This window comes from Streptomyces sp. NPDC046862 (genome assembly GCF_040704615.1).
GTDB lineage: Bacteria > Actinomycetota > Actinomycetes > Streptomycetales > Streptomycetaceae > Streptomyces.
In genome coordinates, this window is sequence record NZ_JBEYXP010000005.1 from 214,035 (window position 1) to 234,533 (window position 20,499).

Genomic DNA, 20,499 nt, shown 5'->3' on the forward strand with positions numbered 1-20,499 from the left:
GCAGCGAGGAGCGCGAGTTGATCGCTCTCTCCGACACCCACGTCGTCCACAGGGCCCGCAGCGGCGGCCTGTTCACCCGCGACCGCGTGTACGCCCTCACCGGCGCCGACTTCCGTGTCGCGCCCGGGGAGACGGTCGGCGTGGTCGGCGAGTCGGGCTGCGGCAAGTCGACGCTGGCCAAGGTGCTGGTGGGCGTGCAGCGGCCGACGTCCGGGACGGTCTCCTTCCGGGGCCGGGACCTGTGGGCGATGCAGCCCGCCGAGCGGCGCGCGACGATCGGCCGCGGCACCGGCATGGTCTTCCAGGACCCGTCCACGGCCCTGAACCGGCGGCTGCCCGTCCGCCAGATCCTCCGTGACCCGCTGGACGTCCACCGGCGCGGCACACCGGCCGAACGCGAGGACCGAGTACGGGAGTTGATGTCCCTGGTGGGCCTGCCGAAGGCACTCGCCGACGCCCTCCCCGGCCAGTTGTCCGGCGGCCAGCGCCAGCGTGTCGCCATCGCCCGCGCCCTCGCCCTGGACCCGGACCTGGTGGTGGCGGACGAGCCGACGAGCGCCCTGGACGTCTCCGTACGCGCCCAGATCCTGAACCTCCTGCTGGACCTGAAGGAACGCCTGGGCCTGGCCCTGGTGTTCGTCTCGCACGACATCCAGACCGTACGGCGGATGAGCGACCGTGTGATCACCATGTACCTCGGCCGGATCGTCGAGGAGTCCCCGGCCGACGAGGTCACCGACCGCGCCCGCCATCCCTACACCCGAGCGCTGTTCTCGGCGACACCGGGCCTGCTGGACCCCATCGATCCGATCCCCCTGGCCGGACCGGTCCCCTCGGCGACGCGCCCGCCGAGCGGCTGCCCGTTCCGTACGCGCTGCTGGAAGGCGGACGAGGCGTGCGCCGAGGTGATGCCGGTCGTCACGGCCGCGTCAACGCCCGGCCACCGCTTCCGCTGCCACCATCCTGTGGAGGAGGGCAGGCCGACCCGGGAACTCGTCGCCCAGGCCGCCGCCTCCGCACCACCGCCCGAGGCCACCGCCATGGCCGACGTCCCCGTACCCGACGTACGGAAAGAACCCAGGGAGCATCCATGACCATGTCCACCCCGCTGACCGGTGTCGTCCCTCCCGTCTGCACCCCGCTGACACCGGACCGCGAGGTGGACGTCCCCTCCCTGCTGAGCCTGGTCGACCATCTGATGGCCGGGGGTGTGCACGGGCTGTTCGTGCTCGGCTCGTCGTCGGAGGCCGCGTACCTGACGGACCGGCAGCGCAGGCTGGTCGTGGAGACCGTCGTGACGCACGTCGGCGGCCGGCTGCCCGTCCTGGCGGGCGCGATCGACATGACCACGCCCCGGGTGCTTGACCATGTGGCGGCGGTCATCGGGGCGGGCGCGGACGGTGTCGTCGTCACCGCGCCCTTCTACACCAGCACCCACCCCGCCGAGATCGCCCGCCACTACCGGCTGATCGCCGAACGCTCTCCCGTGCCGGTCGTCGCGTACGACCTCCCGGTCTCCGTCCACACCAAGCTGGACCCGGATCTCGTCCTCGACCTCGCGGCCGAGGGGGTGCTGGCCGGTCTGAAGGACTCCAGCGGCGACCAGGCCGCCTTCCGGGCGGTGGTGACCGGCGCTCGCGCCCGGCACGACATCACCGGCTTCAGCGTCCTCACCGGCTCCGAGCTCGTCGTCGACTCGGCGCTGGCCATGGGCGCGGATGGTGCGGTGCCCGGTCTCGCCAACGTCGACCCGGCGGGGTACGTCCGGCTCTACGACCTGTGCCGTGCGGGTGACTGGGATCGGGCGCGGGCGGAGCAGGAGCGGTTGTTCGCGCTGTTCGGGATGGTGGGTGTGGGGGCGGGTGGTGGTCGTATGGGCGGCAGCTCTTCGGCGCTCGGCGCCTTCAAGGCGGCGCTTCAGCTCCGCGGGGTCATCGCGTGCGCGGCCACGGCGGAGCCGCAGGTGGCGTTGTCGGAGGGGGAGGTGGAGGGGGTGGGGAAGTTCCTGGCGTCGGCGGGTTTGTTGTAGGGGGTTGGTCGTCGGGGGATTGTTGTCGCCCCCGGGGGATTGTTGTCACCCCCGCCGCTCCTACCCGTCCCATCCCCCAGGGGCTCCGCCCCTTCAACCCCATTCCGGGGGCCGGCCCCCGGACCCCCGCTCCTCAAACGCCGGAGAGGCTGATTTTTCCCCGGGCATCCGCTACCCCGCCAGCTCAGCCACCCCCACACGCCGGAACTCGATCCGCTCATACGTCTCCGCCACCCCCGTCTCGTACAAGAGACCCACCCGCGCACCACCGAGCCGCACCAGATCCGAGTACGCGGCGCGCTGCGTCGACACGGTCGAAGCCTTCGTGAACGTCGCCCCGCCGTCCCCACTGCGCCAGATCGCCATGGACTGGCGGGCCGTCGGAACGGAGGGCCCGGAGAAGAGAAGGGGGCCGTCCTTCAGCTGGAGGACGCTGCCCTGCACCACCGGAACGTCGTTCAGCGTCGGCTGGACGGTGTAGGGACGATCCAGCGTGGCGCCGCCATCGCTGGAGTAGGAGTCCAGCCGGTTGCCGGCACTCGTGCCGTTCTGGTCACGGGAGCTGAAGTACAGCCGCCCGTCGGGCAGTTCGGCGGCCGTGCTCTCGTTGGAGTTGGCATGGCCGTCGTACGAGTCGTCCACGAAGCCCAGCCGCCACGTCACCCCGCCGTCGTCGGAGTAGATGGCGTGGGCGCCGTAGTACTTCGGCTCCTGGCCCGTGTCCGGGGAACCGGCGGGCGGCGCGATGGAGTGGTTGGAGGGGATCACCAGCCGCCCGGCGTGCGGGCCCCGGGTGAGGGCGACAGCGTGGCCCGGCCCCGTCGCGTACCAGCGCCAGTCCGGGAGCTTCACGGCCGCGGTGACGTCGCGCGGGGCGGTGAAGCTGCGGCCGTCGTCCGTGCTCGTCTGCACGAAGACGCGACGGCTCTGCTCCGGCGTCACCTCTCCCCGCATGATCTGCGCCTCGGTCACCGCTCCGCTGTTGTACGAGGTCACGAGGACGACGCGGCCCGTACGCGGGTCCACCACCGGCGCCGGATTGCCCCGTGTGTCGCCCTTGCCCGCCGCCACGACCTTCGCCGGACCCCAGGTGCAGCCGCCGTCGATCGAGCGTCTGAGGACGACGTCGATGTTGCCCGTGTCGCTCGCGCTGTTGCGTCTGCCCTCGGCGAAGGCGAGGACGGCGCCTCCGGGCGTCGTGATCGTCGCCGGGATCCGGTACGTGTCGTAGCCGCCCTCACCCGCGGTGTACGGCACGGACGAGGTGCAGCCACGAGGGGGCAGGGGCAGCGCCGTGGCGGGGGTCGCTCCGGCGGTCACGGCGAGGGCGGTGAGCAGTCCCGCGGCGGACAGTGCGGCCGTACGACTGGTCAGGGACAAGGCGGCTCTCCTGGACATGAGAGGGCAGGGCGAGAGGTGGGACGTCGGATGTCCAGATGAACCTATGGGGTCGTTCGGAGTCCGGCAACACGTGTGTGCCGCTGGGGTGTTGAGATGGCGTCACATTGAGCCGTCCGGAGCTGAGACGGCGTCACAGTGGGCCCGTGACGCCGGCCAGGTCCTCGTCCGAGGCGATCAGAGGCCCTACGACGGTGTCCGGGCCGCCGCCTGCAGAAGGCGCGTCACGTCGTCCGTGCTCATCGTCAGGGCCGCCCCGACCGTGGACAGGACGTCCCGTTCGGCGGGTGTGTACGGGCCGTCGGCGAGGGCGATACGGGCGCCCTGGAGCAGGATGGTCTCGCGGCCGGGCAGGGCGAGGTGGGGGGCCAGGGGGTCCAGGGCCTCGTGGAGCTCTATGGCGAGGCCCGCGCCGCAGGGCTCGCCGAGGAGACGGCCCGTGTCGGCGGCCAGGGCCTCGACGAGGGCGCCGAGCCCTTCCACCGTGCAGTCGTCGAAGCCGGCGGAGCGGACCGCGGCCGCGGCGGTCGACAGGGCGGCGGGCGCACAGTGGCCGCCGGCCGCCAGGACGGCGAGCGCGACGGTGTGGACGGCGTCCCGCAGCATCGCGGAGAAGCGGGTGGTCGTGGGGTGGTCCAGGACCTCCGTGCCGTAGTGGTGGCGGCAGGCCGCGCACTCCACGACCGGGCCCGTCTCACCGCGCGGGACGAGGGGGACGCCCGCGAGGGTGAGCCGGCGGCGGCCCATGAGGCGCTGGTAGTTGCGGTCGCCCCCGCATCCGGGGCAGAAGAACTCGCCGTCGCCGACCGGTGTCCACGCGGTGCGTGTGCCCAGGACGCGGGTCAGGCGGGTCCTCGTGCGGCTCGCCGTACCGGCCGTACGGGAGCCCGGTACGTGCGGCGCGTGGGCCTCGTGGGCGCCCCGGCCGTCCCGTCCGTCTGGCTGCACGTCGCACCTCCGTAACGCCGCGGCCACATCGCCGCGTCCCGTGATGTTAGCCACATCGTCGAGGTGGAGTCAGCCCTCCGGCGGAGACCCGTTCGTGATATGGCGAACGAATGGCCGGTTCGCTGCGTCGGGGCGCTCCGCTGGGTGAGCCGTTTCTCGGGGTACGGGTCGCTCTGGGGGGTGAGCCGTTTCTGAGGGCTGCGCGCTGTCTTGGGGGTGCTGCCTGGTGCAGGGCGCCCGTGAGACTGCACACCGTTTTCAGTGCGGGTCCGTCGTGGCTTGTCGCGCAGTTCCCCGCGCCCCTGAAAACCGGATCGCACGCCGTCCTGAAAGTGCCGGTCGGTCGTGGTTGATCGCGCCCACGCGGCGGAGCCGCGCAATGCCACCGCCCCGCGCCCTTTTCGGGGCGCGGGGCGGTGACGTCATCGGGTCGCGTCAGCGGGTCGCGTCAGCGGGTCGCGCGGTTGACGGCCGAGACGACGGCCTTCAGGGAGGCGCGTGTCGTGTTCGCGTCGATGCCGATGCCCCACAGGACCTTGTCGTCGATCGCGACCTCGATGTACGAGGCCGCCAGCGCGGAGGCGCCCTCGCTCATCGTGTGCTCCTGGTAGTCCAGCAGGCGGGCGTCGACGCCGATGCCCTGCAGCGCGTGGAAGAACGCCGAGATCGGGCCGTTGCCGGTGCCGACCAGGGTGGTCTCCGTGCCGTCGACCTCGGCCTCGACGGTCAGGGTGTCCACGCCGTCGGTGTCGGTGGTCGACTGGTTGTTGTGTACCTGGACACGGCCCCAGGGGTTCTTCGGGTTCGGCAGGTACTCGTCCTGGAAGGTCGCCCAGATGTCCTTCGGCGTGACCTCGCCGCCCTCGGCGTCCGTCTTCGCCTGGATGATCTTCGAGAACTCGATCTGCATGCGGCGCGGCAGGTCCAGCTTGTGGTCGTTCTTCAGGACGTAGGCGATACCGCCCTTGCCGGACTGCGAGTTGACGCGGATGACGGCCTCATAGGAGCGGCCGACGTCCTTGGGGTCGATGGGCAGGTACGGCACGGCCCACTCGATGTCGTCCACGGTGACGCCGCGCGCCGACGCGTCGGCCTCCATCGCGTCGAAGCCCTTCTTGATGGCGTCCTGGTGGGAGCCGGAGAAGGACGTGTAGACCAGGTCGCCCACGTACGGGTGGCGGGCGTGGACCTCCATCTGGTTGCAGTACTCCCACGTACGACGGATCTCGTCGATGTCGGAGAGGTCGATCTGCGGGTCGACGCCCTGGGAGAACAGGTTCATGCCCAGGGTGACCAGGTCGACGTTGCCCGTGCGCTCGCCCTGGCCGAACAGGCAGCCCTCGACGCGGTCGGCGCCGGCCATCAGCGCCAGCTCGGCGGCGGCGACGGCCGTACCGCGGTCGTTGTGCGGGTGGATCGACAGGCAGACGTGCTCGCGGCGGGACAGGTTGCGGCCCATCCACTCGAAGCGGTCGGCGTGGGTGGAGGGGGTGGAGCGCTCGACCGTGGCGGGCAGGTTGAGGATGATCTCGCGGCCGGGGCCGGGCTGCCAGACGTCCATGACCGCCTCGCAGACCTCCAGCGCGAAGTCCAGCTCGGTGTCGGTGAAGATCTCGGGGCTGTACTGGTAGCCGAACTCCGTCTCCGGGCCCAGCAGCTTCTCCGCGTACTCCATGACCAGCCGCGTGCCGTCGACGGCGATCTGCTTGATGTCGTCCTTGGAGCCACGGAAGACGACCCGGCGGAAGACGGGGGCGGTGGCGTTGTACAGGTGGACGGTGGCGCGCTTGGCGCCCTTCAGCGACTCGACGGTCCGCTCGATCAGGTCCTCACGGGCCTGGGTCAGTACGGAGATGGTGACGTCGTCCGGGATGGCACCGGGCTCCTCGATGATGGAGCGTACGAAGTCGAAGTCGGTCTGGCCTGAGGCGGGGAAGCCGACCTCGATCTCCTTGTAGCCCATCTTCACCAGCAGGTCGAACATCTCGCGCTTGCGCGCGGGTGACATGGGGTCGATCAGGGCCTGGTTGCCGTCGCGCAGGTCGGTGGACAGCCAGCGGGGGGCCTGGGTGATCCGGTTGTTCGGCCACGTGCGGTCGGCGATGTCGACCTGGTCGTACGGGCGGTACTTGTGCACGGGCATGGAGGTGGGCTGCTGGCGGTTCGCCATGATGCGTGGGCTCCTAGAGACGTCCGGACGTCCGCTGTCCGGTGGGCCGGAAGACGGCCGACGGCGCAACGCCAAACTCCGCGGGGAGGGGGTCGGCCTTGATTACAGGCCCTCGCCGCGGCAGCTAAGGAGGAGCAGCCCGAAACGCATGATGCTGCGCAGCCTAGCGGAACCGGGCTCCGCGCGAGTGGCCGTATCAGTATGCGGGACCGGAGGGAGGAACGGGACAAAAAGTGCCCTATACCACTCCGGCGACGCTCGGGCACGAAGAAGCCGCCCCCTTGTCATCACATTTCACCAATCATGGTTGCGGGTAGTGACAGTGTCATGACTCAGTGCAAGGGTGCCGGGCATGACGACCAACGGGGGCCACGAGCCCGTCTTCTGCACCGTCGTACCACCGCACGTCCTCGACAAGCTGGCGCAAGCCGAGGACCCCGTGCTCGCCGGTCCGGCCCGCCGGACCCTGCAGCGCGACGCCTTCGAGCGCACCCAGCGCCGCCTGACCACGGTCATCGGCGCGCCGGCCATCGCCGCGCCCGCCGGCGCGGAGGCCGGCACACCGCACCGCACCATCTACGACGCCCGGCACGGCACCGACCTGCCCGGCCGCAAGGTGCGCGGCGAGAGCGACGAGCCCGGCAAGGACGCCACCGTCAACCGCGCGTACGCGGGCCTGGGCGCGACCTTCGAGCTGCTCCTCAAGGCCTACGAGCGCGACTCGATCGACGGCAACGGGCTGCCGCTCGACGCGACCGTGCACTACGACCGCGACTACAACAACGCCTTCTGGAACGGCGAGCAGATGGTCTTCGGCGACGGAGACGGCGAGATCTTCCTCGACTTCACCATCCCGGTCGACGTGATCGGCCACGAGCTCGCGCACGGCGTCACCCAGTACACGGCGAACCTCACGTACTTCGGCCAGCCGGGCGCGCTCAACGAGTCCATGTCGGACGTCTTCGGCTCGCTGATCAAGCAGTACACGCTCGGCCAGACCGCCGCCGAGGCCGACTGGCTGATCGGCGCGGGCCTGCTCGCCCCGCGTGTCACCGGTACGGCCCTGCGCTCCATGAAGGCTCCCGGCACGGCGTACGACGACGACGTCCTCGGCAAGGACCCGCAGCCCGCGACGATGGACGACTACGTGCGCACCGGCCGGGACAACGGTGGCGTCCACATCAATTCCGGCATCCCGAACCACGCCTTCTACCTGGCCGCCACGGCGCTCGGCGGGCACGCCTGGGAGCGGGCCGGGCAGGTCTGGTACGACGTGCTGACGGGCGGCGAGCTGTCGTCGAAGGCCCTCTTCACCGACTTCGCCACGCTGACGGTGGCCGCCACGCGGGCCCGGTTCGGCGACGACGGCGAGGAGCTGGAGGCCGTTCGGAAGGCGTGGGAGCAGGTCGGGGTGCGGACGCTGTAGTTCCGTACTAGACAGGACCCATGCGTATTCAGGTGAGGCGCACGGGCGGATTCGCGGGCATCGAGCGGCACGCCGAGGTGGAGACCTCGGGGCGGGCCGACGCCCAGGACTGGCAGGCCCTGGCCGAGAAGGCGGTCGCCGACGGCCGGGGCACGCCGCCGATCGGCGTGCCGGACGGCTTCAGCTACCAGATCACCGTGGACGGCAGGACGGTGTACTGCTCGGACCCCCGGCTCACGGAGGAACAGCGGAAACTGATCACGAGGGTGCTGAAGGAGGGCGCGTAGCCCGCCACCGGGTTGGGGGGCCGTCCGCCGTGGTCCCTCCGTCGGCGAGTGCACGGGCGGCGTAGGTGATGCGGATGACGCCGTCGGCATGCCGTTCCGTGCGTGCGCTGACGCCGAAGACGTCGCCGAGTATCCGCGGGTTCAGTACCTCCACGACCGGTCCTGCCGCGACGACGGTTCCCTCGTGCAGGACGACCAGGTGGTCGCAGAGCCGGGCGGCCAGGTCGAGGTCGTGCAGGACCGCCAGCGTGGTGATGCCGGTGGCGCGGATGAGGTCGAGCAGTTCGAAGCGGGCGCGGATGTCGAGGTGGTTGGTGAGTTCATCCAGGACGAGGAGCTGGGGGTCCTGGGCCAATGCGCGGGCCAGCAGGACGCGTTGGCGTTCTCCGCCGGACAGGGAGGCGTAGTCCCGGTCCGCGAACGGTCGTAGGCCGCAGCGGTCGACGGCGTCGGCCACGGCCCGGTGGTCATCGGCTCCGTCGCGTCCCAGCAGCCCGTGGTGGGGGGCGCGGCCGAGAGCGACGATCTCGGTGACGGTCAGTCCGGTGGTGTTGCCGCCGCCGTCCTGGAGGACGGCGGCGGTGCGGCGGGCCGCGGTGCGGGAGGACAGGGCCCATACGTCGTCCTCGCCGACCCTGACCACACCGTCCGCCGGTCGCAGTGAGCGGTAGACGGTGCGCAGCAGGGTGGACTTGCCGCTGCCGTTGGGACCGACGAGACCGACGATGTCGCCCTTGCGGACCTGCAGGCTGACATCGCGGAGGATCGGGGTGCGGTCGAGTGTGACGTGGAGCCGTTCGACGGTGAGTTTCATGGTTCTAGTCCAGGCTCTTGTTGCGGCGCAGCAGCCACAGGAAGAAGGGGGCTCCGAGCAGAGCGGTGAGGATGCCCAGGGGGATCTCGTTGGGGCGGTCGAGGGCGCGGGAGAGCAGGTCGACTAGGACCAGGTAGACGGCTCCCAGCAGGGCGGTCAGGGGGAGCAGCCGGCGGTGGTCGGCACCGGTGGTCAGGCGCACCAGATGCGGGATCATCAGGCCGACGAAGCCGACGCTGCCGGCGACGGCGATGACGGTTCCCGTCAGCAGTGCGGTGAGCACCAGGAGTACGGCGCGCAGCCGGCTGACGTCGACGCCGAGCGCGGTGGCGGACTCGTCGCCGGCCAGCAGGGCGTTGAGCCGTCGGCCGAAGAGAGTGAGGAGTGTGGTGGTGACGAGCACCACCACGGTGACGGTGGGGAGTTGGTCCCACTGGGCGCCGGCGACGCTGCCCAGCATCCAGAACATGACCGTCCGCAACTCGGTCGGTGAGGCCTGGAGTTGCACATAGCTCGTGGCCGAGAGGAAGACGTAGCCGACGGCCACGCCGGCCAGTACCAGCCGGGTCGGGGCCAGGCGCCCCCGCCGTTGTCCGAGGGCGAAGACCAGCGCGCCGGCGGCGACCGCGCCGAGGAAGGCGGCCGCCGGCACCCCGAGCCCGGCCAGCGCCGCGCCGCCGCCCAGGGTGATGACCAGCACCGCGCCGAGCGTGGCGCCGTAGGAGAAACCCAGCACGATGGGGTCGGCCAGCGGGTTGGACACGACGGTCTGCAGCACGGCGCCGGACACGGCCAGGCCCGCGCCGACCAGAGCGGCCAAAACGACCCGTGGGGTGCGGAAGTTCCAGACGATCTGGTCCAGTGCGGGGTCGGAGGGCCCCGTGCCCGCGCCGGTGACATGGTGGAGGACGATCCCCCAGACGTCGCCCAGCGGGACGTTGACCGCGCCGATGCTGATCGCCACGATCATGGTGACGATCAGCGCGACGGGCAGGAGCGTGAACGACAGCGGAGTCCGGAGCCGGGTCAGAACACTTCGGGGTGCAGCATCTTGGCGATCTTCTCCACTGCCAGGTCGTTGCTGGGGCCCAGGTACATCGAGTCGGACAGCGTCACGTACGTGTTGTTCTTGGCGGCCGGCCACTGGGGGAACTCCTTGAACAGCTTCTTGGCGTAAGCCGCCGGGTCGGGGGCGTTGTAGCTGATGACGACGAGGGCGTCGACGTCGGTGGCGGCCACCTTCTCCTTGCTCAGGTCGGCGAAGGTGGACTTGGAGGCGTTCTCGAAGGCGTTGGAGCCGCCGGCCCTGTCGAGGATGTCGTTGGCGATGCCGTGGGCGAAGACCGAGCTGAAGTCGTTGCCGCCCATGGCCATGTTGGAGAAGAGCACCATGACCTTCGGCATCTTCTTCCCCTTGACCTTTTCGGCCTTTTCGACCTTCTCGGAGACCGCCGCGATGTTCTTCTCGGAGGCGGCGATCAGCTTCTCGGCCTTGTCACCGGCGTTGAAGACCTTGCCCATGTCGCGCAGCAGCTGGTAGCTGTCGGCGACGGTCATCTTGGAGGGGTCGTCGTCGCAGCCCTGCGGGGAGACGTAGCTGTTGGCTCCCACCTGCTTCAGCTGCTCGCGGGTGGCGAAGCCGTTCTTCTGGTCGAAGCCGTACGTGGTGACGGACAGGACGAGGTCGGGGCGCAGGCCGAGCATGGCCTCGCGGGGGATGTCGTAGGCCTCGTTGACCTTGATGTCGCCGGTGGGCAGGGCCTTGATGGCGGCAGCCCGGCCGGCGACCTCGGACATGCCGTAGCTCTGCTGGTTGGCGACGATCCTGTCCTGAAGGCCGAGGGCGAGGAGCGTGGAGACCTCGGCGACCGAGGCGCCGTTCATGACGACGACCCGGCCGGGCTCCTTCTCGAAGGTCGCGCTCTGCCCGCAGTTGTCCAGGGTCACCGGGTAGCCGCTCTTCGAGCCCGCGGTCGTCGTCGTGCTCGTCCCGTCCGTCCTGTCCGTCCTGTCGTCGTCGGAGGAACCGCCACATGCCGCCGTGAGCAGACAGAGGACTGCGGCCAGAGCGGTGGTGGCCGGCCGGTTCATCGGCATCCGGGCTCCTTGCGTGCGAAAGCTGTCCATTGGGTTGAGAGTTCTCCCGCGACGGCGATTCAGGAGCTTCGCCAGACGACGCCGCGCTGCTCGTACTCCATGATCGACTCGACGCCGGCGGCGACGGATGCTCCGCACTCGCGGGTGACCATCCAGAGCGCCAGATCGATTCCGCTGGTGACACCGCCCGCGGTCACCAGGTTCCCGTCGTCGACGACTCGTGCGTCGATCACCTTGCCTCCCTGGGCGGCCAGATCGGCCTTGCCCAGGTGGTGCGTCGTGCACGGACGCCCCTTGGTCAGGCCTGCCGCGGACAGCACGAGGACTCCTGTGCAGACACCGGCGACGACGACTCCTGCCTCCTGTGCCCGTACGAGGTTCTTCAGGACGTCCGGATCGTGGATCAGTTGGTCGCCGCCGCCCGGCACGATCAGAACATCGGTGTTGGTGGGCTCCCATGCGGTCGGCACCATGATTCTGGTGCCGAAGAAGCACGTCACCTCGCCGGGAGCCGATGGCCGCACGAGTGTCGTTTCCACTTGGCCGCCCGCCTGCACGGCGTGCCCGAGAACGTCACGCGGCCCGATGGCGTCCTGCTCCTCCACCCCGTCGTACATGAGGATCTGAACACGCAGAGTCATCGGCTTTTGTCTCCTTGGCTGGTGGAGCGTCCGCGGATGCCGCGGGCGCGCTGACTTGCCCCAGAAGTCGGTCGCGCCGGTCGCATAGTTCCCGTCCGGCCCTCGACTCATCTCCCGCTACGAACGTGGCTGTTCCTGGGTGCACACGTTGACTTCCGTTACCGCCGGTACGGATGATCCGCGCATGGCGACGAACGCGACGAACCCGATACCCCAGTTCCCGTCCGACTTCCTGTGGGGCGTGTCGACCTCGGCCCACCAGATCGAGGGCGCGGCAGACGAGCGCGAGCCCTCCGTATGGGATGCCTTCAGCGCGGAACCCGGACGGATCAAGGACGGGTCCACCGCGGCACTGGCCTGCGACCACTACCACCGCTACCCGGAGGACGTCGCGCTCCTCGCCGACCTCGGCGTGGACGCGTACCGCTTCTCGATCTCCTGGCCGCGCGTGAACAGCCCCGGCGGCCTCGACTTCTACGACCGCCTGGTGGACGAGCTCCGCGGGGCGGGGGTACGACCGGTACCGACCCTCTTCCACTGGGACCTGCCGGTGGCCCTGGACTGGCTGGAGCGGGACACTGCCGCGCGCTTCGCGGAGTACGTGTCGGTCGTCGCCGAACGCCTGGGCGACCGCGTGCAGAAGTGGATCACCATCAACGAGCCCGCCGAACACACCCTGTTCGGCCACGCGCTGGGCGCCCACGCCCCGGGCAAGCAGCTGATGTTCGACGCGCTGCCGGCCGCCCACCACCAGCTCCTGGCCCACGGTCTGGCCGTACAGGCCCTGCGCGCGGCCGGAGCCGGCGACATCGGGATCGCCAACTCGCACGGGCCGACGTGGCCGGCGTCCCTGGAGCAGGCGGACCTGGAGGCGGCGGGCTTCTACGACCTGCTCCTGAACCGGCTCTTCGCCGATCCCGTCCTGCTGGGCCAATACCCGGAGGGGATCGGCGAGTTGATGCCGGGGGACGTCGCGGCGGACCTCAGGGTCATCGGGGAGCCCCTGGACTTCTACGGCGTCAACTACTACGCGCCGACCCGGGTGGGCGCCCCGCAGGGCGAGGACATCGAGTTCGGCGGCCTGACGATCCCGGCCGAACTCCCCTTCTCGGTGAGGGAGATCGAGGACGTCCCGGTGACCGACTTCGGCTGGCCGGTGGTCCCCGAGGCCCTGACCGAAGTGCTCACCACCTTCCACCAGCGCTACGGCGACCGCCTCCCGCCCGTCGTCATCACCGAGAACGGCTGCTCGTACGAGGGTGTCGACGACCAGGCCCGGATCGCCTACCTCGACGGCCACATCCGCGCGCTGCACAACGCGGTCGAGGCGGGCGTGGACGTACGCGGCTACTTCGTGTGGTCGCTGCTCGACAACTTCGAGTGGGCGGAGGGGTACGCGCGCCGGTTCGGCCTGGTGCACGTGGACTTCGAAACCCTCGCCAGGACCCCCAAGGCGTCGTACGGCTGGTACCGGGACGTCCTGAAGGCCCAGAGGTGACCTCTGCCGACCCGTTAGGAGCCCTGGCCGAGCCCGCACACCGGGTCGGCCGGGGCTGGACGGCGGCGCTCTCGCTGGCCAACGTGGCGATCTGGGTGGGCTGGTACGGGCCGCTGCAGATCCTGCTGGCCCGGCAGGCGGAGGACTTCGCGCCCGGCACGGGCATGTCGAAGGAGACGCTGCTGGCGTGGGTGACGGGCGTGGGCGCGGTGGTGTCGCTGGTGGCGAACCCGTTCTTCGGGGCGCTGTCGGATCGCACCACGGCCCGCTGGGGTCGCCGTACCCCCTGGATCGTGGCCGGCTCGGCGGGTGGCGCGCTGTCGCTGCTGCTGCTCGCCGGGGCGGGTGGGCTGTGGTCGATGGCGCTCGGCTGGTGCCTGGTCCAGCTGACCTTGAACGCGGCCTTCGCGGCCGTGACAGCGGCGGTGCCGGACCGCGTGCCACGGCGGCAACGGGGCGCGGTGGGCGGCTGGCTGGGTGCGGCGCAGATCCTCGGGGCGGTCGCCGGCACGGGCCTGGCGACGGCGGTGGGCGGGATCGCGGCCGGTTATGCGGCGTGCGCGGTGTTCGCGGTGGTGGGTGTCCTGCCGTACGTGCTGTGCTGCCGGGACATCGGGCTCGGGGCCGCGGACCGGCCGGCATGGTCCTCACGGGCCTTCCTGAGGGGCTTCTGGCTGAGCCCGCGCCGTTACCCGGACTTCGGCTGGGCCTGGTTGACCCGCTTCCTGATCAACCTGAGCAACGCCCTCGTGATCCTCTACCTGCTGTACTACCTGAGGGACGGCCTCCACCACGCGGACCCCGAGGAGGGCGTGCTGGTCCTGACCGCGGTGAACAGCGTGACGCTGCTGGCCACGGTCGTGGTGGGCGGTGTCTGGTCGGACCGGGTGGGCCGTCGCAAGCCGTTCGTGCTGTGGTCCGGGGTGCTGATGGCGGCGGCCACGGCCATGCTGTCGGTCTGGCAGACCTGGTCGAGCGCGATCGTCGCGGCGGCGGTGCTGGGCGTGGGTCTCGGGGTGTTCATGTCGGTCGACTTCGCGCTGATGACGGACGTGCTGCCGAGCGCGCTGGACCGGGGCAAGGACCTCGGCGTCATCAACGTGGCCAACGCACTGCCCCAGGTGGCCGCCCCCGCGGTGGCGGCGCCGATCGTGACGTATCTGGGCGGCTACCGGGTGCTGTACCTGGTGGCGGCGGTGGCCGGGCTGGCGGGGGCGGTGTTCGTGCGCCGGATCCGGGCCGTGGACTGAGGGGGCTGAGGGGCCGGAGGGCTGAGGGGCCAGGGGGAGAGGCTGAGGGGTTGAAGGGCTCGGGCGACTGTCACCCGGCCAGTCCTGACCGTACGGACTCCGCGGCCCGCGCCGGCTCGTCACCGGCCGCGACCGCGAAGTCCCGGAGCAGGCCGGCGAGTACGTCGTCCGGGCCGTACACCCCGAGGATGTAGCCGGCGTGGGCGAGTTGGGCGAGCCCGTGCATCTGGGCGAACAGCTGCCGTACGAGGAGGTCGGCGTCCGTGTCGGGGCGGAACCGTCCGGCGGCGACGCAGCGGCGGATGGCGTCCCGCGGGTGGCGCAGCAGGCCCACGCCCATCTGCCGGTCCTCCTGGGTGAGTTCGAACCCGGCGAGGGCTGAGCCGCCGAACATCACGGCGTACACGTCGGGCTCGGCGCGGGCGAACTCCTGGTAGACGCGGCAGAGTTCGGCGAGTTCGAGGACGGGGTCGGTCCCCGGCGCGACCTCCTCCACTCTTCCCAGGAACCGTTCGACGCCCTCCCTCATCACCTCGCGCACCAGCGCGGGCATCGATCCGAAGTGCGTGTACACGGCCATGGTCGACGCCCCGACGGCCTTGACGAGGCGGCGGGCGCTGAGCGCGGCGGGGCCTTCCTCTGCGAGGACGCGGGCGGCTTCGTCGAGGAGACGGCGGCGAACGGGGCTGGCCGGTTCCTGGCGGTGGGTTGACACAGCCCGCAGCATAACGTTGTTATAGGTATAACGCCGTTATGGATTGCGGGCGAGGGGGATCGTGATGTTCACGAGAGGGATGCGCGGGCGGTTGATGCGGCTGCCCGAGGCCACGGGGGACGACTCGGGGCTCACGGAGGGCGGGGGGCCGGTCCTGCGGCTCGCGGTGATCGGGGACTCGGTGGCGGCGGGCGTCGGGGCGGCGGATCACCGGGAGGCGATGGCCGGGCAACTGGCGGCCGCCCTGTCGGCGATGACCGGGCGGGCGGTGTCGTGGAGGGTGGCGGCGCGGGCGGGGGCGACGCTGTCGGCGGTGCGCCGGGGTCTGCTGCCGGGGCTGACGGATCCGGCGAGCCGCTGGCGCCCGGACGTCGTCGTGGTGGTGGCGGGCACGAACGACGCGATGCGGCTGCGCCGCCCGCGTGTGTTCCGCCGGGATGCGGAGCGGCTGATCCGCGACGTACGCCTGCGCCTCGGCGAGGACGTTCCGATGGTCTTCGCCGGCCTCCCGTCGCTTGCCCGACTGGAGGCGCTCCCCCGCCGGGTCCGAGTACCGCTCGGACTCTACGTCGGGCTCCTGGACCGGCAGTTGAGGACGGCGGCCACGAGGGGAGTCGCCGTCTTCCATCTGCCGTCCGGGGGTCCGCCGGAGATCCCGGGCGAGTGGCTGGCCCGGGATCGCTTCCATCCGTCGGCGGAGGGCTACCGGGCCTGGGCGAGGGTGCTGGCCGCCCGCCTGGCGACCCTGACGGAGGCGACCTTGACGGAGGCGACGCTGCCGGCGGTTCCGTGACCGTCTCCTCCGCGCGCTCCCCCGCGCGGGGGAGACGGCCCCCGCCCCCGGGGGATCTCCCCGTGTGACGTGCACGGCTGTACTGGACCGACCGACAACCGGGACACGGGAAGGGACCGCGATGCGCACAGGGAGCAGGCGTCTGCTGATACCGGTGGCCGTGACGGGGGTGCTGGCCCTGACGGCGGCCGCGCCGGCCACACCTGCCGTGCCGGCCGTGCCCGCCGTGCCCGCCGTGCCCGCCGTGCAGGGGACTTCGGCGACGGTGACGGCGGACGGCCCCCGCCGCGGAGACATCCTGGACGCCCTGCGTGCCCTGCCCGGGCTGCGGGTGATCGAGGAGCGTCCGGCGCAGGACCCGGGATACCGCTTCTTCGTCCTGGGCCTGCGCCAGCCGGTCGATCACGCCCATCCCTCGGCAGGGACGTTCGAGCAGCGGCTGACGCTGCTCCACAAGTCGGCGGACCGTCCCATGGTGCTGTTCACCACGGGTTACGAGGTGCCGCTGACACCGCGGCGGACCGAGCCGACGGAACTGCTCGACGGCAACCAGATCGGTGTCGAGCACCGCTTCTTCGGCACCTCGCGCCCGGCGACGGCGGACTGGTCCCGGCTGACCATCCGCCAGGCCGCCGACGACCACCACAGGATCGTGCGGCTCTTCAAGAAGCTGTACCGCGGCGCCTGGATCTCGACGGGCGGCAGCAAGGGCGGCATGGCGTCGGTCTACCACCGCCGCTTCCACCCGGACGACGTGGACGGCACGGTGGTGTACTCGGCGCCGAACAACGTCGACGACCGCGATGACTCGGCCTACCTCAGGTTCTTCGAGACCGTCGGCACGCGCTCCTGCCGCGAGGCGCTTCGGGCGGTGCAGCGGCAGCTTCTGCTGCTCCGGGAGGAGATGGTCGCCAGGTATGAGGCCTGGGCGGAGTCCACGGGCGGCACGTTCCGTATCCTCGGCGGCGCCGACAAGGCCTTCGAGACGGCGGTGGTGCGCGCGCCGCTGATGTTCTGGCAGAACCGCGGCGCGGCGGACTGCACCACCGTGCCCGGCCCGGACGCGACGACGGACGAGCTGTACACCTGGCTGGACGCCACCGCGGCCCTACCGGTCTACGCCGACCCGGTCGCGGAGTCCTACATCCCGTACTTCTACCAACTGGGCACCCAGCTGGGGTACGGGGCCGTCCCCACGGCCCACCTGACAGGCCTCCTCCGCTACCCGGACGTCATCGACCCCCGCAACTTCGTGCCGCGCGACATCCCGTTGCGCTTCGACGCCCGCGCGATGCCCGACATCGACCGCTGGGTCCGCGAGGACGGCAGCCGCCTGCTGTTCCTCAACGGCGCCCAGGACCCCGCGGTGGCCGAGCCCTTCCGCCCGGGCACCCGCGACTCCCACATCTACTGGGCGCCGGACACCGACCACCACGTGAGACTCGCCGACCTCTCCCTCGAGGACCGCTCGAAGACCACGGAGACGATCCTCCGCTGGGCAACCCGAACCCACCAGCCGGGCGGACGCTAGAACCCCAGCCGCCGCAACTGCTTCGGATCCCGCTGCCAGTCCTTCGCCACCTTCACATGCAGGTCCAGGAACACGGGCGTACCGAGCAGCGCCTCGATCTGTTTGCGGGACTTGATGCCGACGTCCTTCAGGCGCTTGCCCTTGGGGCCGATGATGATGCCCTTCTGGCTGGGGCGCTCGATGAAGAGGTTGGCGTGGATGTCGAGGAGGGGCTTGTCGGCGGGGCGGTCCTCGCGGGGGAGCATCTCCTCGACGACGACGGCGATGGAGTGCGGGAGCTCGTCCCGTACGCCCTCGAGGGCCGCCTCGCGGATCAGCTCCGCCACCATGACCTGCTCGGGCTCGTCCGTCAGGTCGCCCTCGGGGTAGAGCGCGGGACCCTCCGGCATCAGCGGGATCAGCAGGTCCGCCACGAGGTCCACCTGCTTGCCGGCCGTCGCCGACACGGGCACGATCTCCGCCCAGGTGATCCCCAGCTCCTTGCCCAGCTGGTCGATCGCGATGAGCTGCTCGGCCAGGGCCTTGGAGTCCACCAGGTCCGTCTTCGTGACGATGGCGACCTTCGGGGTCTTCCTGATCCCCGCCAGCTCCTTGGCGATGAAACGGTCACCCGGCCCGAGCTTCTGGTCCGCGGGCAGGCAGAAGCCGATCACGTCGACCTCCGCCCACGTCGTGCGGACCACGTCGTTGAGCCGCTCGCCCAGCAGCGTGCGCGGCTTGTGCAGCCCCGGCGTGTCCACCAGGATCAGCTGCGCCTCCGGCCGGTGCACGATGCCCCGCACCGTGTGCCGCGTCGTCTGAGGCTTCTTCGAGGTGATCGCCACCTTCTGCCCGACCAGCGCGTTCGTGAGGGTGGACTTGCCCGCGTTGGGGCGCCCCACGAAGCAGGCGAAGCCCGCGCGGTGGACGGAGCCCGAGGACCCCGAGGTCTCCGGGGACTCCGACGGCTCGGGTGACTGGGTACGAACGCTCATGGGGACCATTCTCCCTGATCCTTGAAGCCCGACCGCACAGCCGCCCGAACCCGCCCCACGCCCGCCCCGCACCCACCCCTCACCGTGAGCTTCCGGAAACCCGTACGCAACGAAACCTCACGGAAACACGCCTGTACGCGGTGCGAAACGCGCGCCGGTGACCCTCTGACGAGCCCCCGCCACGTTGGGAGACACCGTGACCCTGGCCGCCGCCCTCGCCGAAGGCCGCATCGACACCGGCGACACCGCCTGGCTGCTCGCCGCCACTGCCCTCGTCCTGCTGATGACCCCGGGCCTGGCCCTGTTCTACGGCGGCATGGTCCGCACGAAGAGCGTCCTCAACATGCTGATGATGAGCTTCGTGTCGATCGCCCTGGTCACGGTGGTGTGGCTGGGCGCCGGCTACTCCCTCGTCTTCGGCGACGACATCGGCGGAGGGATCGTCGGCGGGCTGGAGCACGCGGGGATGGCGGGCCTCGGGCCGGACAGCGTCCAGGGCACCGTCCCCACCGTCCTCTTCGCCACCTTCCAGCTCACCTTCGCCATCATCACGGCGGCCCTGATCAGCGGCGCCGTCGCGGACCGGGCGAAGTTCGGCGCGTGGCTCGTCTTCGTGCCGGTCTGGGCGCTGCTCGTATACGTTCCGGTCGCCCACTGGGTCTGGGGACCCGGCGGCTGGATCCTGGACAAGCTCGGCGCGCTCGACTTCGCGGGCGGTCTTCCCGTCGAGATCACGTCCGGCGCCTCCGGCCTCGCCCTCTGCCTGGTCCTCGGCCCGCGCCTGGGCTTCAAGAAGGACGCGATGCGCCCGCACAACCTGCCGATGGTGATGCTGGGCGCCGGTCTGCTGTGGTTCGGCTGGTTCGGGTTCAACGCCGGCTCGGCCCTCGGTGCCAACGGGCTCGCGGCCGCCGCCTTCCTCAACACCCTCGCCGCCGGCTGCACCGGCCTGCTCGGCTGGCTGTTCGTGGAGCAGCGCCGCGACGGCCACCCCACCACGCTCGGCGCCGCGTCCGGCGCGGTCGCGGGCCTGGTCGCGATCACCCCGTCCTGCGGCTCGGTGTCCCTGCTGGGCGCCCTGGTGGTCGGACTGGCGGCGGGCGCCGTCTGCTCGTATGCCGTGAGCTGGAAGTTCAAGCTGAACTACGACGACTCGCTGGACGTCGTCGGCGTCCACCTGGTCGGTGGCGTCATCGGCACGGTCCTCATCGGCCTCTTCGCCACCGAGGCCATGACCGGCGGCGCCGAGGGCCTGCTGTACGGCGGCGGGCTCGCCCAGCTCGGCAAGCAGCTGGTGGCGGTCGCGGCCGTGGGGACGTACACCTTCGCGGTGACGTACGGCATCGCCAAGCTGATCGACAAGACGCTGGGCTTCCGGGCGAGCGAGGAGCAGGAGCACACCGGCCTGGACCTTACGGTGCACGCCGAAACGGCCTACGATCACGGCGTCCTGGGCCACGGCGCCCCGGTCACCGCATCAGCATCCGCATCCGCATCGTCCGTCCCCGGCGTCCCCGGCGCGAAGAAGGTCAGCAACCAGGCATGAAGCTCATCACCGCCATCGTCAAGCCCCACCGCCTCGACGAGGTCAAGACCTCGCTCCAGGAGATGGGCATCCACGGCCTCACCGTCACCGAGGCCAGCGGTTACGGCCGCCAGCGCGGCCACACCGAGGTGTACCGGGGCGCCGAGTACCGCGTCGACCTCGTCCCGAAGGTGCGCATCGAGGTCGTCGTCGACGACGCGGACACCGACGCGGCCGTCGAGGCCATCGTCAAGGCCGCCCAGACCGGCAAGATCGGCGACGGCAAGGTGTGGATCACGCCCGTCGAGACGGTCGTACGGGTCCGGACGGGCGAGCGCGGCCCGGACGCGCTCTGAGGCGGCTCCTCCTCCCGGGGACGGCTCCTCCCCGGGGACAGCTCCTC

General features: G+C 70.9%; 19 protein-coding genes. 10 read left to right on the top strand and 9 right to left on the bottom strand.

Annotated elements, in window-relative coordinates; translation table 11 throughout:
* Positions 1–20: 20 nt before the first annotated feature.
* Together AB0959_RS07785 and AB0959_RS07790 are read left to right on the top strand one after the other, a co-directional pair.
* Positions 21–1,094, top strand: a complete 1,074-nt coding sequence (locus AB0959_RS07785; RefSeq protein ID WP_366825496.1) for an ABC transporter ATP-binding protein — start codon at positions 21–23, stop codon at positions 1,092–1,094.
* Positions 1,091–2,029: a dihydrodipicolinate synthase family protein gene (locus tag AB0959_RS07790; protein WP_366825406.1), complete on the top strand. Its 939-nt coding sequence runs from the start codon at positions 1,091–1,093 to the stop codon at positions 2,027–2,029. The genes AB0959_RS07785 and AB0959_RS07790 overlap by 4 nt, the downstream gene beginning before the upstream one ends.
* A gap of 171 nt (positions 2,030–2,200) precedes the next feature.
* On the opposite strand, the gene AB0959_RS07795 is transcribed toward AB0959_RS07790, so the two are convergent.
* From AB0959_RS07795 to leuA, 3 genes are all read right to left on the bottom strand, one after another.
* Positions 2,201–3,409, bottom strand: coding sequence for a sialidase family protein (locus tag AB0959_RS07795; protein ID WP_366825407.1), 1,209 nt, complete (start codon positions 3,407–3,409; stop codon positions 2,201–2,203).
* A gap of 204 nt (positions 3,410–3,613) precedes the next feature.
* The gene (locus AB0959_RS07800; RefSeq protein ID WP_366825497.1) at positions 3,614–4,273 is read right to left on the bottom strand and encodes a TerB family tellurite resistance protein; all 660 of its coding nucleotides are present in this window, start codon (positions 4,271–4,273) and stop codon (positions 3,614–3,616) included.
* 550 nt (positions 4,274–4,823) lie between these two features.
* Positions 4,824–6,545, bottom strand: a complete 1,722-nt coding sequence (gene leuA, locus AB0959_RS07805; protein ID WP_366825408.1) for a 2-isopropylmalate synthase — start codon at positions 6,543–6,545, stop codon at positions 4,824–4,826.
* A gap of 352 nt (positions 6,546–6,897) precedes the next feature.
* On the opposite strand from leuA, the gene AB0959_RS07810 reads away from it, so the two are divergent.
* A complete protein-coding gene (locus AB0959_RS07810; protein WP_366825409.1) occupies positions 6,898–7,971 on the top strand; it encodes a M4 family metallopeptidase in 1,074 nt (357 codons plus the stop codon).
* A 20-nt stretch (positions 7,972–7,991) separates the two neighbouring features.
* On the top strand, positions 7,992–8,258 hold the full coding sequence (locus tag AB0959_RS07815) for a protealysin inhibitor emfourin (protein ID WP_366825410.1): 267 nt from the start codon (positions 7,992–7,994) through the stop codon (positions 8,256–8,258).
* On the opposite strand, the gene AB0959_RS07820 is transcribed toward AB0959_RS07815, so the two are convergent.
* The 4 genes from AB0959_RS07820 to AB0959_RS07835 are packed head-to-tail and all read right to left on the bottom strand — an operon-like array spanning position 8,230 to position 11,810.
* Complete coding sequence (locus AB0959_RS07820) at positions 8,230–9,072, bottom strand: ABC transporter ATP-binding protein (RefSeq protein WP_366825411.1); 843 nt, start codon at positions 9,070–9,072, stop codon at positions 8,230–8,232. The genes AB0959_RS07815 and AB0959_RS07820 overlap by 29 nt on opposite strands.
* 4 nt (positions 9,073–9,076) lie before the next feature.
* Complete coding sequence (locus tag AB0959_RS07825) at positions 9,077–10,042, bottom strand: iron ABC transporter permease (RefSeq protein WP_366825412.1); 966 nt, start codon at positions 10,040–10,042, stop codon at positions 9,077–9,079.
* Between the two features lie 56 nt (positions 10,043–10,098).
* Positions 10,099–11,169, bottom strand: a complete 1,071-nt coding sequence (locus AB0959_RS07830; RefSeq protein WP_366825413.1) for an ABC transporter substrate-binding protein — start codon at positions 11,167–11,169, stop codon at positions 10,099–10,101.
* A 59-nt stretch (positions 11,170–11,228) separates the two neighbouring features.
* Positions 11,229–11,810 carry a DJ-1/PfpI family protein gene (locus tag AB0959_RS07835; RefSeq protein WP_366825414.1) on the bottom strand — a complete coding sequence of 194 codons (582 nt, stop codon included), beginning with the start codon at positions 11,808–11,810 and terminating at the stop codon, positions 11,229–11,231.
* A 184-nt stretch (positions 11,811–11,994) separates the two neighbouring features.
* On the opposite strand from AB0959_RS07835, the gene AB0959_RS07840 reads away from it, so the two are divergent.
* Together AB0959_RS07840 and AB0959_RS07845 are read left to right on the top strand one after the other, a co-directional pair.
* Positions 11,995–13,308 (top strand): GH1 family beta-glucosidase, encoded by a 1,314-nt coding sequence (locus tag AB0959_RS07840; RefSeq protein ID WP_366825415.1) that lies wholly within the window; start codon positions 11,995–11,997, stop codon positions 13,306–13,308.
* Entirely contained in the window at positions 13,305–14,558 is a 1,254-nt protein-coding gene (locus tag AB0959_RS07845; protein WP_366825416.1) for an MFS transporter, read from the top strand. Before AB0959_RS07840 ends, AB0959_RS07845 begins: the two co-directional genes overlap by 4 nt.
* Before the next feature lie 70 nt (positions 14,559–14,628).
* Here AB0959_RS07845 and AB0959_RS07850 read toward each other — a convergent pair whose 3' ends face one another.
* The gene (locus tag AB0959_RS07850; RefSeq protein ID WP_366825417.1) at positions 14,629–15,273 is read right to left on the bottom strand and encodes a TetR/AcrR family transcriptional regulator; all 645 of its coding nucleotides are present in this window, start codon (positions 15,271–15,273) and stop codon (positions 14,629–14,631) included.
* Positions 15,274–15,337: 64 nt separating this feature from the next.
* Here AB0959_RS07850 and AB0959_RS07855 point away from each other — a divergent pair, with 64 nt between their 5' ends.
* Together AB0959_RS07855 and AB0959_RS07860 are read left to right on the top strand one after the other, a co-directional pair.
* The gene (locus tag AB0959_RS07855; RefSeq protein ID WP_366825418.1) at positions 15,338–16,066 is read left to right on the top strand and encodes an SGNH/GDSL hydrolase family protein; all 729 of its coding nucleotides are present in this window, start codon (positions 15,338–15,340) and stop codon (positions 16,064–16,066) included.
* Positions 16,067–16,187: 121 nt separating this feature from the next.
* The gene (locus tag AB0959_RS07860) at positions 16,188–17,597 is read left to right on the top strand and encodes a S28 family serine protease (RefSeq protein WP_366825419.1); all 1,410 of its coding nucleotides are present in this window, start codon (positions 16,188–16,190) and stop codon (positions 17,595–17,597) included.
* On the opposite strand, the gene era is transcribed toward AB0959_RS07860, so the two are convergent.
* Complete coding sequence (gene era / locus AB0959_RS07865) at positions 17,594–18,571, bottom strand: GTPase Era (RefSeq protein WP_366825420.1); 978 nt, start codon at positions 18,569–18,571, stop codon at positions 17,594–17,596. The two genes, AB0959_RS07860 and era, sit on opposite strands and share 4 nt — an antisense overlap.
* Positions 18,572–18,767: 196 nt before the next feature.
* Here era and AB0959_RS07870 point away from each other — a divergent pair, with 196 nt between their 5' ends.
* A complete protein-coding gene (locus tag AB0959_RS07870) occupies positions 18,768–20,117 on the top strand; it encodes an ammonium transporter (protein ID WP_366825421.1) in 1,350 nt (449 codons plus the stop codon).
* Positions 20,114–20,452, top strand: a complete 339-nt coding sequence (locus AB0959_RS07875; protein ID WP_366825422.1) for a P-II family nitrogen regulator — start codon at positions 20,114–20,116, stop codon at positions 20,450–20,452. The genes AB0959_RS07870 and AB0959_RS07875 overlap by 4 nt, the downstream gene beginning before the upstream one ends.
* Positions 20,453–20,499: the final 47 nt, after the last annotated feature.